14 protein-coding genes and 2 tRNA genes are annotated in these 12,259 nt (G+C 67.0%); 9 read left to right on the top strand and 7 right to left on the bottom strand.

Annotated features, from left to right (window positions below; genetic code table 11):
• Positions 1–10: 10 nt before the first annotated feature.
• Positions 11–835, bottom strand: coding sequence for a crotonase/enoyl-CoA hydratase family protein (locus QGN31_RS24235; RefSeq protein ID WP_014941139.1), 825 nt, complete (start codon positions 833–835; stop codon positions 11–13).
• A 23-nt stretch (positions 836–858) separates the two neighbouring features.
• Between QGN31_RS24235 and QGN31_RS24230 the strand changes: the two genes are divergently transcribed.
• Entirely contained in the window at positions 859–1,443 is a 585-nt protein-coding gene (locus QGN31_RS24230; protein WP_083862982.1) for a TIGR03086 family metal-binding protein, read from the top strand.
• Positions 1,444–1,584: 141 nt separating this feature from the next.
• On the opposite strand, the gene QGN31_RS24225 is transcribed toward QGN31_RS24230, so the two are convergent.
• Positions 1,585–2,046 carry a DUF4334 domain-containing protein gene (locus QGN31_RS24225; protein WP_008263093.1) on the bottom strand — a complete coding sequence of 154 codons (462 nt, stop codon included), beginning with the start codon at positions 2,044–2,046 and terminating at the stop codon, positions 1,585–1,587.
• Between the two features lie 8 nt (positions 2,047–2,054).
• Positions 2,055–3,122, bottom strand: a complete 1,068-nt coding sequence (gene hisC / locus QGN31_RS24220) for a histidinol-phosphate transaminase (RefSeq protein WP_014941141.1) — start codon at positions 3,120–3,122, stop codon at positions 2,055–2,057.
• A gap of 85 nt (positions 3,123–3,207) precedes the next feature.
• On the opposite strand from hisC, the gene QGN31_RS24215 reads away from it, so the two are divergent.
• Both QGN31_RS24215 and QGN31_RS24210 read left to right on the top strand, forming a co-directional pair.
• Positions 3,208–3,296 (top strand) — tRNA-Ser (locus tag QGN31_RS24215).
• Between the two features lie 42 nt (positions 3,297–3,338).
• Positions 3,339–3,411: transfer RNA gene (locus QGN31_RS24210), tRNA-Arg, on the top strand.
• Positions 3,412–3,693: 282 nt separating this feature from the next.
• Here the strand turns inward: QGN31_RS24210 and QGN31_RS24205 are convergent.
• The 3 genes from QGN31_RS24205 to QGN31_RS24195 are packed head-to-tail and all read right to left on the bottom strand — an operon-like array spanning position 3,694 to position 5,601.
• Entirely contained in the window at positions 3,694–4,185 is a 492-nt protein-coding gene (locus tag QGN31_RS24205; protein ID WP_008263097.1) for a hypothetical protein, read from the bottom strand.
• 18 nt (positions 4,186–4,203) lie between these two features.
• Positions 4,204–5,202 carry a phosphotransferase family protein gene (locus QGN31_RS24200; protein WP_233425346.1) on the bottom strand — a complete coding sequence of 333 codons (999 nt, stop codon included), beginning with the start codon at positions 5,200–5,202 and terminating at the stop codon, positions 4,204–4,206.
• Between the two features lie 39 nt (positions 5,203–5,241).
• Complete coding sequence (locus QGN31_RS24195) at positions 5,242–5,601, bottom strand: nuclear transport factor 2 family protein (RefSeq protein WP_009956748.1); 360 nt, start codon at positions 5,599–5,601, stop codon at positions 5,242–5,244.
• Positions 5,602–5,726: 125 nt separating this feature from the next.
• Between QGN31_RS24195 and QGN31_RS24190 the strand changes: the two genes are divergently transcribed.
• From QGN31_RS24190 to QGN31_RS24170, 5 genes are all read left to right on the top strand, one after another.
• Positions 5,727–6,671, top strand: coding sequence for a class I SAM-dependent methyltransferase (locus QGN31_RS24190; protein ID WP_014941143.1), 945 nt, complete (start codon positions 5,727–5,729; stop codon positions 6,669–6,671).
• 277 nt (positions 6,672–6,948) lie between these two features.
• Positions 6,949–7,188, top strand: coding sequence for a hypothetical protein (locus tag QGN31_RS24185; RefSeq protein WP_008263104.1), 240 nt, complete (start codon positions 6,949–6,951; stop codon positions 7,186–7,188).
• 22 nt (positions 7,189–7,210) lie between these two features.
• Positions 7,211–7,366: a DUF6131 family protein gene (locus tag QGN31_RS24180; RefSeq protein ID WP_008263106.1), complete on the top strand. Its 156-nt coding sequence runs from the start codon at positions 7,211–7,213 to the stop codon at positions 7,364–7,366.
• A 153-nt stretch (positions 7,367–7,519) separates the two neighbouring features.
• Positions 7,520–8,224 carry a two-component system response regulator TcrX gene (gene tcrX / locus QGN31_RS24175; protein WP_008263107.1) on the top strand — a complete coding sequence of 235 codons (705 nt, stop codon included), beginning with the start codon at positions 7,520–7,522 and terminating at the stop codon, positions 8,222–8,224.
• On the top strand, positions 8,202–9,716 hold the full coding sequence (locus QGN31_RS24170; protein WP_014383651.1) for a sensor histidine kinase: 1,515 nt from the start codon (positions 8,202–8,204) through the stop codon (positions 9,714–9,716). Before tcrX ends, QGN31_RS24170 begins: the two co-directional genes overlap by 23 nt.
• Here the strand turns inward: QGN31_RS24170 and QGN31_RS24165 are convergent, their stop codons facing one another.
• Entirely contained in the window at positions 9,717–10,208 is a 492-nt protein-coding gene (locus QGN31_RS24165; RefSeq protein WP_008263112.1) for a lipoprotein LpqH, read from the bottom strand.
• A gap of 169 nt (positions 10,209–10,377) precedes the next feature.
• On the opposite strand from QGN31_RS24165, the gene QGN31_RS24160 reads away from it, so the two are divergent.
• Complete coding sequence (locus tag QGN31_RS24160; RefSeq protein WP_193375529.1) at positions 10,378–12,252, top strand: alkyl/aryl-sulfatase; 1,875 nt, start codon at positions 10,378–10,380, stop codon at positions 12,250–12,252.
• Positions 12,253–12,259 lie beyond the last annotated feature (7 nt).

Below are 12,259 nucleotides of genomic sequence, written 5' to 3'. Positions count from 1 at the left end.
TGCCGCCGGACTACTCCCCGGTGAACTGCGGTGGGCGCTTCTCGAAGGTCGCCGTGATGCCCTCGGTCAGGTCCTTGGACGGCAGGAACGCCGCGTTCCAGGCAGCCACGTACCGCAGGCTTTCGGAGACCGCCGCGATGCGCTGCTGGTCGAGGACGTCCTTGACGCCGTGGACGGTCAGCGGGGGATTGGCGGCGATCTCCGTGGCGGTGGCGTGGGCCGCGGCCAGCGTGGCCTCGGCGTCGGCGTACACATCGTTGACCAGCCCGATCTTCTCGGCGCGGGCCGCGTCGATGTCCTTGCCGGTGAGCGCCAGCTCACGCAGGTGCCCGTCGCTGAGGATCAGCGGGAGGCGGGCCAGGCTGCCGACGTCGGCGACGATGGCGAGTTTGACCTCGCGCACCGAGAACTTGGCGTCGGCGCTGGCGTAGCGGATGTCCACCGCCGAGATCAGGTCGACGCCGCCGCCGATGCACCAGCCGTGCACCGCGGCGATGGTGGGGGTGCGGCAGTCGGCGACCGCGTTGATCGCGCCCTGCATGCGCAGCACCGTTCGGTGAAATTCGGCCCGCGGCCGCGCCGAGGCGCCCTCACCCAGCACCCCGGACAGCGTCCCGCCCATCGCGGCCAGGTCCAGGCCGTAGCTGAAGTTGCGGCCCGAACCGGTGAGCACGATGGCCCGCACCTCGGGGTCGGCGTCCAACTCCGGAAACAGCTCGGGCAGCTCGGACCAGAAGGCGGGCCCCATCGCATTGCCCTTGCCGGGCCCGATCAGCGTCACCTGCGCGACGTGGTCTTTCTTCTCCACGGTGACGGATTCGTATGCTTGCGCCATATCGAGACCGTAGCGTGGCGAATATGGCTCCTGACTTGCGACCCGGCCCGCATTCACCGCCGACCGACGAGCTGCACAGCGCCGAGGACACCCTGGGGGTGCTGCAGCGGGTCCTGCACACCATCGCCGACGACGACCTGTCGCGACCGACGCCCTGCGCGGATTTCGACGTCGCGCAACTGACCGGGCACCTGCTGAATTCGATCAAAGCCCTCGGGGGCATGGTGGGCGCCGACGTTCCCGAACCCGCCGAAGGCGATTCGGTGGAGCGCCAGGTGGTGGCCGCGGCGCGGCCGGCGCTGGACGCCTGGCACCGGCACGGGCTGGGCGGGACGGTGCCGTTCGGCAAGGGCGAGATGCCCGCCAAGAGCGCGTGCGCCGTCCTGTCGATCGAATTCCTGGTGCACGCCTGGGATTACGCGGCCGCGACGAACCGCGAGGTCGACGCCCCCGAGCCGCTGTCCGAATACGTGCTGGGCCTCGCCCGCCACATCATCAGGCCGGAGCTACGCGGCGGCGCCGGATTCGACGACCCGGTCGACGTGCCCGCGGACGCCGGCGCCCTCGAGCAGCTGGTCGCGTTCACCGGCCGCAACCCGGCGCGATAGCCCGCCCTTCAGCTCTCGCCCGTCGAGTGTGAAGCCTGGGCTTTTGGGTGTGAAGCCGCGTCGGGTCCGCGCGGCGTGTCGTCGGCGTGGACGCACAATCAAAGCCGCCAGTTCACACTGGACGGCTCGCAGGTCGAGACGCTAGACGCGCTCGAGGTAGAAGTAGTAGTACTTGCCGTTGTCCCGAACGCCCTTGCCGTTCATGATCCCCATCACGGCGTTGTCGTCGATCTTCTTGAAGTGATCGTGCACGGGCTGGCCGTCGTAGACCATGGTGGCGGTGACCTCCCCGCGGAAGTCCTCCAGCCACAGGCTGGCCTCGCCCTTGCCCATTTCCACGTTCGAGAACTTGTTGCCGTCGGCGTCCAGGCAGACGAGCGGCTGCACGTCGCTGACGGATTTGAAGGTCTTGCCGTACCACCCGGCTTTTTCCAGTTGGCCGTTCATCTTGTGGCCGGTCTGGAACTCGCCGCCCTTCCACTCGCCGAGCATCCCGTCGAGGGTCGCGGGCGAAAGCTCGGCCCAGAATTCGTCGAGCTCGGAATCCGCGATGTCGCCGCTGCGCTCTTTGAACTCGGTGAACTTCTTTCGGGCGAGGTCCACGGCTCTCCTCAGGATTCGGTGCGGGCTATCCAATCGCGGGCGAAACGCAGCAGAGCGTCATTTTCGTCCGGAGCACCAATGGTGACACGAACGCCTTCGTCCGCGAACGGCCGCACCACCAGGTGCGCTTCGGCGGCCTGCTCGGTGAAGTCCATGGTGCGCGACCCCAGTGGTAGCCAGACGAAGTTCGACTGCGACGGCGGCAGCTCGAACCCGGCGTCGCGCAGGGCGTCACTCACGCGGGTGCGCTCGCCGACCAGTGCGTCGGTGCGGGCCATCAACTCGGCCGAGGCGTCCAGCGACGCGATGGCGGCCGCCTGCGCGACGTTCGTCACCGCAAACGGCATGACGACCTTGTCCAGGGCGGTGATCAGGTCGGGGTGGGCGACCGCATAGCCGACCCGCAGGCCCGCCAACCCGTACGCCTTCGAAAAGGTCCGCAGCACAACGACATTGCTGCGGGTGAGGGCCAGCTCGAGGCTGTTGGGCAGCATGCCGTCGCGGACGTACTCGACATAGGCCTCGTCGAGGGCGACGAGGATGTGCGACGGAACGGCGTCCACGAAACGGGCCAGCGCGTCCGGGTCGACGACCGTGGACGTCGGGTTGTTGGGGTTGCAGACGAAGATCAGCCGGGTGCGGTCGGTGATCGCCGCGAGCATCGCGTCGAGGTCATGCGTGTGATCGGTCAGCGGCACCCGCACGGTCGTCGCGCCGGACACCTGAATGATGGGCAGGTAGCACTCGAAGCTGCGCCAGCCGATCATCACCTCGTCGCCGGCCGCGGCGGTGATCTGAACGAGCTGCTGGCACAAGGTGACCGAACCGCTGCCGACCGCGATCTGCTCGGGGGCGACGTCGGAACCCAGGTGCATGGCCAGCGCCGCCTTGAGGTCCACGCTGGCGTTGTCCGGATAGCGGTTGACGACGGCGATGGCCCGCTCGATCGCCGCGTGCACGCTGGGTAGCGGGCCGTAAACGGTCTCGTTGCTGGCCAGCTTGATCGAGCCCGGCACGTTCTTGCCGGGCACATACACTGGCAGTCCGGCCAGTTCGGAGCGTAGACGGGCGGTCACTTCGACAGTTTATGTCTCAACTGTGTACAGTATGGCCGGTTCCGCGAGACCGGAAAGGGGTCGGTACCCTCAGAAAGTCCAAAAGGGAGGCGTGCCAGAGCGGCCGAATGGGGCTCACTGCTAATGAGTTGTCCCCCTCAAAGGGGACCGGAGGTTCAAATCCTCTCGCCTCCGCTGGGTCCTTGAACGGAGCACGGAACGACAACTGAAGAACAGGCGCCCGTAGCTCAACGGATAGAGCATCTGACTACGGATCAGAAGGTTAGGGGTTCGAATCCCTTCGGGCGCGCTCAGCCATTTCGTGCGTCAAACGTGTCACAGGCAGCGCGGTCTGCGCGTAATATCATCGGCCTCGGGCCTCAGTTCAGTTCCGTGCGAACATCGGAGTTGAGTCATGTCCCGTGTCACCAAAATCCTCGCCGCCCTGGTAATCGCCTCCAGCGCCCTGCTGACGTCTGCATGCGGTTGCAGTACAAGCGCAGCAGGTGTCACCACTTGCACCTTGTTGTAAGCGACCGAATTATGTTGTGCCCTCGGGTTTGACGGAACCCGGGCACACCCGCGCCGACCGCTAGCGTCCGCCGAACGGTCCGCCGAACGGCCCCCGACGGGGCGGCTCGGTCACCGTTTGGGTGACGGTGCTGGTCTCGGTGCTCGGCGTCACGGTGACCGTGCTGGGCGAGACGGTCGTCGTGGGAGTGTCGGTGCTCGGTGGTGGGACGGTCTCGGTGACCGTCTCGGTCGGGCCGCCACCGCCGCCGCCGTGGTGCCGGGGTGGCTCCGTCGTCGTGGTGGTCACCGGCGCGGTGGTGGACGGCGCCGGCGTCGTCGTGGTTGCCGGGCTGGGCGCCGGCGAATTGCTCGCGAGCTTGACCGCCGCGAAGACGACCGCGCCGAGCAGGAGCGCCCCTATGGCGCCTGCTGCGACCAGCGCCGCCGGGCGGCGATACCACGGCGTCGGGGGCTCGGGCGGCTCCGGCGCGGCGTCGTAATAGCCGCCGCCGTACCGCGCGGCCGCGGTGGGCTCGGAGTAGTAATCCGGTTCCTCGGGATAGGGCGGCACGAGACGAATGCTAGTAGGTCAGCCTTCGTTGTCGATGAGGCGCAGCGCCCGCTCGAACAGATGCACGGTGGCGGCGTGCAATTGGTCGCCTACCTCCCTCTCCGCCTTTCCCGCGCAGGCCCGGGCCAGCGTCCCCTCGATCACGATCCCGAGCTTGAAGCAGGCCAGCACGGTGTACCAGGTGATGTGTGACAGGTCGCGGGTGGTGTTGGCGGCGTAGCGCTGGAAAAGCTCGTCGGTACTGGCCAATCCGTCCTGGCCGCCCAGGGCGTGGCTGAACACGCTGGAGCCGTCGGGCTGGCGCCAGGTGGCCAGCAGCCAGCCCAGGTCCAGCAGCGGATCGCCGATCGTGCACATCTCCCAGTCGACGATCGCGACCACCTCCGGCCCCGTGCGCGAGAACATCACGTTGGCCGCGTGGTAGTCGCCGTGCATGATGCCCGGCGTCCAGTGCGCCGGCCGGTGCCGGTCCAACCAGGTCGACACCTCCTCGATGCCGGGGATCTGCGGCCCGGGATAACCCTCGTAGTCGTTGTAGGACTCGAGCTCGGAAAGCCAGCGCGGCACCTGGCGCTCCAAAAAGCCCTCCGGCTTACCGAATTCGGTGAGGCCGACGGCGACATGGTCGACGGCACCGAGCTTGGCCAACGCGTCGGCCATCGACAACCCCATGCCGTGGCGCACCTTCGCGTCGCCCGCGTGCAAAGGCGGCAGGCCCTCGCCGGCGTTGAATCCGTCGACGGGATCCATCAGGTAGAAGACCGCGTCGCCCAGCACGGCGGGGTCCTCGCAGACGGCGATCAGGTGCGGATGCGGCACATCGGAACCCGCCAGCGCCGCAAGGACTTTCGTTTCCCGCAGGATCACGCTGTTGCTGCGCGGACGCAGGTGCCGGGGCCCGCGCCGCAGCACATAGGGCCGCCCGGCCCTGCTGAACCGCAGCATGACGTTCTGCGTTCCGCCGGTGACGTTGGAGACGCCTTCCAGCGGGCCCTCGCCGAGCCCCTGCCCGGACATCCATTCCGCTACGGCTTGAAGATTCACGGAGTCCACTGCTCAGCCCTTCGGGTGTGGCGTGTATCGGACGGTCTGCGCCGCGATCACGCCGTCGCGGAACACGAAGGTGTCAACGCCGTCGTCGACCCGGCTGGCCGCCGAATCGGCGGCCCATTCCAGGAACAGCACATCGCCGTCGAAGAGCTGGGTCTTCAAGTCCCAGTTGGCATCCGGGATATCGGCGAGCAGTTGCGCGAAGACCCGGCGGATGGCCTGCCTGCCGCGCGCGACGCCGGCGGGCGTGATCAGCACGGAGTCCTCGGCGTAGTCGGTGAGGATTTCGTCAAGGTCGCCCGCGGCCAGCGCGGCGCCGTGGTGGGCGAACACTTCCTGCGGCGTACGCGACGGGGTGGGCGTCATGGCACTCCCTTGCAACCTGTGGACCGTCTGGGAAAAAGACTAGGGCAGGGGCGACGGGAGGCGGCCGGTGGCGGCGGCTGGAAGAATAGTGTGCATAACTTACTTTCTGGGGAAGGGAACTGGCGATGCCGCGGACCGACAACGATTCCTGGGAAATCACCCAAAGCGTCGGCGCCACCGCGCTCGGCGTCGCCGCAGCTCGCGCCGCGGAGACCGAGAGTGAGAACCCGCTGATCAACGACCCGTTCGCGCGGGTGTTCGTCGACGCCGCGGGCGAGGGGATGTGGAGCATCTATGCCAACCCGGCGTTGCTGGCCAAGGCGGCCGACATCGAGCCCGATCTGCGGGCGCGGCTGCAGCTGATGGTCGACTTCATGGCCACCCGGACGGCATTCTTCGACGAGTTCTTCCTGGGCGCGGCCGACGCCGGCGTGCGCCAGGTGGTGATCCTGGCGGCCGGACTGGACGCGCGCAGCTGGCGGCTGCCGTGGCCCGACGGCACGGTCGTCTACGAGCTCGACCAGCCCAAGGTGCTGGAATTCAAATCCAACACGCTGCGCGAACACGGCGCGGAGCCGACCGCGCAGCTGGTCAACGTGCCGATCGACCTGCGCCAGGATTGGCCGAAAGCGTTGCGGGAAGCGGGGTTTGATGCTTCGCGACCTGCGGTGTGGTCGGCCGAAGGGCTCGTTCGCTATCTACCGGCGCAGGCCCAGGACTTGCTGTTCGAGCGGATCGATTCGCTGAGCGCCGAGGGCAGCTGGCTGGCGTCCAACGTGCCCGAATCGGGTTTCACCGACCCCGACCGTGTGCAACGCCAGCGCGAGGACATGCGGCGCATGCGGGCGGCGGCAGCCAAGCTGGTCAACGCCGAGATCACGGACTTCGACGACCTGTGGTACCCGGAGGAGCGCACGCCCGTCGACGGCTGGCTGCGCGGCCGCGGCTGGGACGTCACGACCGCGACGTTCGCCGAGTTGATGGCCCGGTATGACCGCCCGATCCCGCAGGGTGCGGAGGATTCGATGCCGCCCACCCTCTATGTGTCCGCACAGCGGCGGCCGGGCTGACCGGACGCCGAGATCGAAAGTGCCGCTGCTAATTTAGCGGCTCAGGCACGCCATTTCGATAGGAACGCCTCAAATCGGGGCGGGTCCTCGAGTTAGCTGAGCTAATCCAGCGGGCACGCCCCTCCCGGCCGTGGGAGCGCGGGCCGCCGGCCGCCGCGTCGACCGCCTCTGACGTGCCGGGATGTGCCGACAAGCGCTGCCGCATAACCCATTGCATGTTTAGGCATAAGTCGAATGGGTAACTTCAGCACCACGAGAAAACTTCTTCTCGCTCACAATGGAGGTCACGATGCGTGGCAGCGGGATCATCGGAACGGTTGCTTTGGTGTGGTTGCTGATCGGAGCCTTCGCGGCGTGGCAACGGGATTACTTCAAAAACGACCAGACGACATGCGCCTCCGCGGGCACGGTTGCGGTGACCGTGATCGCCGGACCCCTGAATTACTTCGGGGTCAACCCGAAAGTCACGGATTGCCATCTGCCGCAACCAAGTTCAATGCAATCGGTCAACCTCTAACCCTCACCCGAAGGAAGTCGAAATGGTTATCTTAGGAATTGTCCTGCTTGTTCTCGGGTATTTCTTCCACGTACCCGTGCTGACCACGCTGGGAATCGTGCTGCTGGTGATCGGCGCGATCCTCTGGATTCTGGGCTCGATCGGCCGTCCGGTCGCCGGCCGGCGCTACTGGTATTAACCGCTACGGCCGAACACCACGATCGCGCGACTGCTCCGGCAGTCGCGCGTTTCGTTTCACAGGGCGCGCATAGGTTCGTCATAGTCTGGGCTCAGTCGGTGACGGATACTGGAGCTTGTGACGCAGCCCCGAGCCTCTGTAGAGCGGGTTGTCATGTGCCGAGCGGACGGCAACCCCATCAACGTGCTGGTCGTAGACGACGAACCCGTCCTGGCCGAAATGGTGTCGATGGCGCTGCGGTACGAGGGCTGGAACATCTCCACCGCCGGGGACGGGGAATCGGCCATCGCGGCCGCCCGCAACCAGCGTCCGGACGTCGTCGTCCTCGACGTGATGCTGCCCGACATGAGCGGCCTCGACGTCCTGCACAAACTGCGCGGGGAGATCCCACAGCTGCCGGTGCTGCTGTTGACGGCCAAGGATGCGGTGGAGGATCGCATCGCCGGCCTGACCGCCGGCGGCGACGACTACGTCACCAAGCCGTTCAGCATCGAAGAGGTCGTGCTGCGGTTGCGGGCGCTGTTGCGCCGCACCGGGGTGACGACCGTGGACAGCGGCGCACAGCTGGTGGTCGGGGATCTGGTGCTCGACGAGGACAGCCACGAGGTCACCCGCGCCGGGGAGCCAATCTCGTTGACCTCGACCGAATTTGAGCTGTTGCGGTTCATGATGCGCAACTCCAAGCGGGTGTTGAGCAAGGCCCAGATCCTGGACAGGGTATGGAGTTACGACTTCGGCGGCCGGTCCAACATCGTCGAGCTCTACATTTCCTACCTGCGCAAGAAGATCGACAACGGTCGCGATCCGATGATCCACACGCTGCGCGGCGCGGGTTATGTCCTCAAGCCGGCCCGCTGACCCGCGAAGGGTCTGGTCCCTTCGGCTGCGGCTGCTGGTCGGCCAGATCGTCGTCCTGGCGATCGTCTGCGTCGGCATCACCGCGGTGACCGAACTGGCGCTCAACCATCACCTGGTCAAGCAGCTCGACGGCCAACTCGCCGGGACCTCGTTCCGCTCGGCGCTGATGTACCCCGAGCCGAACCACCCGGGATGGCACCACCACCAGCACTCCTACTATCCGAGGCCGGGCCCCGGCCCGCGGTTCCTGGACGCCCCGGGTCAGCCGGCCGGCATGGTGGCGGCGGTGGTCAGCCACGGCAAGACGGTTGACGCCGGCTACCTGACCAGCAGCGGCACCAGGGATGACCTGACCCCGACCGCCCAGACCCAACTGGAACAGATCGCCGGCAACCGCGCGCCGGTCACGCTGAACCTGGACGGCCTCGGCCGCTACCGCGTCGTCGCGGCGCCGAGCCGAAACGGCAGCGACATTATCGTCACCGGCCTGTCGATGTCCAACATCGACGCCACCCTGATCCGGATGCTCGTCATCTTCGGGATCGTCACCGCGGTCGCGCTGGCGGCCGCGACGATCGCCGGGGTCGTGATCATCCGGCGGGCGCTGGCGCCGTTGCGCCGCGTCGCCCAAACCGCGGGCCAGGTCGCCGATCTGCCGCTGTCGCGCGGCGAGGTCGAATTGCCTGTGCGCGTACGCGAATCCGACGCGAACCCCTCCACCGAGGTGGGACAGCTCGGTGCCTCGCTCAACCGGATGCTCGACCACATCGCGGAAGCGCTGTCGGCGCGCCAGGCCAGCGAGACTCGCGTTCGCCAGTTCGTCGCCGACGCCAGCCATGAACTGCGCACGCCCCTCGCCGCGATCCGCGGTTATACCGAACTGACGCAACGGATGGGCGACGACCGCGAGGCGGTGGCGCAGGCGATGAGCCGGGTGGCGTCCGAGACCGAGCGGATGACGCGGCTCGTCGAGGACCTGCTGCTGCTGGCCCGGCTGGATTCCGGCCGGCCGCTGGAACGCGAATCGGTCGATCTGTCGCGGTTGGCGGTGGATGCGGTCAACGACGCGCACGTCGCGGGACCGGATCATCAGTGGGAACTCGACCTGCCCGAAGAACCGGTGGTCGTCACGGGCGACGCGGCGCGGCTCCACCAGGTCCTGACGAATCTGCTTGCCAACGCCCGCGTCCACACCGGCGCGGGCACCGTGGTGACGACGCGGTTGAGCACCGAGCCGTCGCACACCGTGCTACAGGTCATCGACAACGGGCCCGGCATTCCGGCGGCGCTGCAGTCGGAGGTCTTCGAACGGTTCGCCCGCGGTGATTCCTCGCGCTCGCGCAAGGGAGGCAGCACCGGGCTTGGACTGGCGATCGTCTCGGCCGTGGTGAGGGCGCACAACGGGACGATCGCGGTCGACAGCTCACCGGGCCGCACCGAGTTCACGGTGCGGTTGCCACCCAACGGATGGCAACCGCCCGCATCGGCCTAGCTAGCTGTTACAGGTCACATTGATTTCGAACGGCTTGTTCACCGGCTGCATGGGGTTGGCCATGTCCACCCCGGTGGCGGTGCCGCTGATCTTGTAGCTGTTGCCATCCTTGCTGGCGGTTGCATTGCCCTGCCCGGTGCCCGAGGTATAGCCCAGCGTCACGCCGTTGACATTGCCCAGCCCAACGGATTTCACCTGCGGGGGGTTGCCGTCGCTGAGCACGGCGGCGATGCCGGTCGCTGCGCCACCGATCGCGATGTTGATGGTGCCACCCGCATTTGTGCACACGACCGAACCGGACACGTTCTGGTCCTTGCCGTCGATCGTGACCTTCGTGCCGGCGGCGCCGCCGGTGCTAGCCGACGCGCTCGTACCCGAGCTACTGGCGGAACTGCTCGCGCTCGTTCCCGACTTGTTACCACCCGAACATCCGGAAATGCCCGCGGCGAGAATCGCCGCCCCGGCCACCGCGACCGTCAATTGACGCTTCACCTGTTCTCCTTTTTGCCCGATAGTTGCGGTCCTCGGCATTGAGGGCCGTCTGGGCAGTATGCGGGTTAACTGGACCGAGAATCCAGAACCCCGAGAAATTGTTGCTGTATTCATTATTCGTCGGTGAAATGCTTTCGGGGCCTGCAGCATCAATGGCAAGGTGGAGAAGGTGGATCACAAGCCTCCCACTCCCGTCATCGAGTCCGCCCACCGCGGACAGGTCCTGCCTTTCCAGGACGACGCCGATTTCCGCGCCGCGGACCGCGGATTCATTGCGGCCTTGTCGCCGTGCGTGATTCGGGCGGCAGACGGCCGAATCGTCTGGGACAACGATGCCTACGCCTTCCTGGACGGACCCGCGCCGACGTCGGTGCATCCCAGCCTGTGGCGGCAGTCGACGCTGGCCGCCAAACAAGGCCTCTACGAAGTGGTGCCGGGCATCTACCAGGTCCGCGGGTTGGACATCTCCAACGTGACGTTCGTGGAAACCGACAACGGCATCATCGTCATCGACCCCCTGATTTCCACCGAGGTCGCCGCGGCGGCACTGGCGCTGTACCGCGAGCATCGCGGCGGCGCCCGGCCCGTCGTCGCGGTGATCTACACCCACAGCCATGTCGATCACTTCGGCGGCGTCCTGGGCGTCACCTCGCAGGCCGACGTGGATGCGGGCACGGTGGCGGTGCTGGCGCCGGAAGGCTTCATCGAGCACGCGGTCTCCGAAAACGTCTACGCCGGACCGGCAATGACGCGGCGGGCAACCTACATGTACGGCACCCTGCTGCCGCGCGGGCCAATGGGTCAGGTCGGCTGCGGGCTCGGCCAGGCGCCGTCCACCGGCGAGGTCGCCGTCATCGTCCCCACCGTCCACATCGAAACCACCGGTGAAACCCACACGATCGACGGCGTGGAGATCGAGTTCCAGATGGCGCCCGGCACCGAGGCGCCCGCCGAAATGCACTTCTATTTCCCGCGTTTCCGCGCGCTGTGCATGGCCGAGAACGCGACCCACAACCTGCACAACCTGCTGACCCTGCGCGGCGCGGTGGTGCGCGACCCGCACGCCTGGTCCGGTTATCTCACCGAGGCGATCGACGCCTTCGCCGACCGCGCCGACGTCGTATTCGCCTCCCACCACTGGCCGACCTGGGGGCGCGACAGCATCGTCGAGTTCCTGTCCTTACAGCGCGATCTGTATGCATATCTGCACGATCAGACGCTGAGGTTGCTGAACCAGGGTTACACCGGCGTCGAGATCGCCGAAATGTTCCAGATGCCACCGGCACTCGAGCGGGCCTGGCACACGCACGGCTACTACGGTTCGGTGAGCCACAACGTCAGGGCCGTCTATCAGCGCTACATGGGCTGGTTCGACGGCAACCCGGCCCGGCTGTGGCCCCACCCTCCCGAGGCGCTCGCGCCCCGGTATGTCGAGGCGATGGGCGGCATCGACCGGGTCGTCGACCTTGCGCAAAAGGCATTCGACTCCGGTGACTACCGTTGGGCCGCAACATTGTTGGATCATGCGGTCTTCACCGACAGCGCGCATGCCGGCGCCCGTGCGCTGTACTCGGACACGCTCGAGCAACTCGCCTACGGTGCCGAAAACGCGACCTGGCGCAATTTCTTCCTGAGCGGGGCGATGGAGCTGCGCGACGGCAACGTCGGCACGGCCACCACCACAACGTCGTCGTCCATGCTGACCCAGCTGACCCCGGAGCAGATCTTCGACAGCCTGTCCATCCGGGTCAACGGCCCGCGCAGCTGGGATCTCGACGTCGCCGTCGACGTCACCTTGGCCGACACGGCGGTCAACTATCGGCTCGCGCTGCGCAACGGGGTGCTCGTCCACCGCAAGGCGGCGCCCGACCCCGCGACGGCATCCGTTACGGTCAAGCTGGCGGGCAAGATTCGGCTCCTGAGCCTGGCGACGGGTGACTTCGCCTCAGCCGGTCTGGAGCTATCCGGCAACCGGGGCGCACTGCAGGCCTTGGTGGATGTGCTCGACGGGCCGGACCCGAGTTTCAACATCGTCACACCGTGACACGGCG

The organism is Mycobacterium sp. 2-64 (genome assembly GCF_035918375.1).
GTDB lineage: Bacteria > Actinomycetota > Actinomycetes > Mycobacteriales > Mycobacteriaceae > Mycobacterium > Mycobacterium intracellulare.
The sequence above is the reverse complement of the archived record's forward strand: the minus strand, read 5'-3'. Positions and strand labels throughout refer to the sequence as shown.

What these genes read in the sequence shown, in the direction of transcription:
- QGN31_RS24190 (WP_014941143.1), top strand. Translation starts at nt 5,727, where the DNA reads ATGCCGCGGACCGACAACGATTCCTGGGAAATCACCCAAAGCGTCGGC.
- tcrX (WP_008263107.1), top strand. Translation starts at nt 7,520, where the DNA reads ATGTGCCGAGCGGACGGCAACCCCATCAACGTGCTGGTCGTAGACGAC.
- QGN31_RS24195 (WP_009956748.1), bottom strand. Translation starts at nt 5,601, where the DNA reads ATGACGCCCACCCCGTCGCGTACGCCGCAGGAAGTGTTCGCCCACCAC.
- QGN31_RS24170 (WP_014383651.1), top strand. Translation starts at nt 8,202, where the DNA reads ATGTCCTCAAGCCGGCCCGCTGACCCGCGAAGGGTCTGGTCCCTTCGG.
- QGN31_RS24230 (WP_083862982.1), top strand. Translation starts at nt 859, where the DNA reads ATGGCTCCTGACTTGCGACCCGGCCCGCATTCACCGCCGACCGACGAG.
- QGN31_RS24180 (WP_008263106.1), top strand. Translation starts at nt 7,211, where the DNA reads ATGGTTATCTTAGGAATTGTCCTGCTTGTTCTCGGGTATTTCTTCCAC.
- QGN31_RS24185 (WP_008263104.1), top strand. Translation starts at nt 6,949, where the DNA reads ATGGAGGTCACGATGCGTGGCAGCGGGATCATCGGAACGGTTGCTTTG.
- QGN31_RS24235 (WP_014941139.1), bottom strand. Translation starts at nt 835, where the DNA reads ATGGCGCAAGCATACGAATCCGTCACCGTGGAGAAGAAAGACCACGTC.
- QGN31_RS24200 (WP_233425346.1), bottom strand. Translation starts at nt 5,202, where the DNA reads ATGTCCGGGCAGGGGCTCGGCGAGGGCCCGCTGGAAGGCGTCTCCAAC.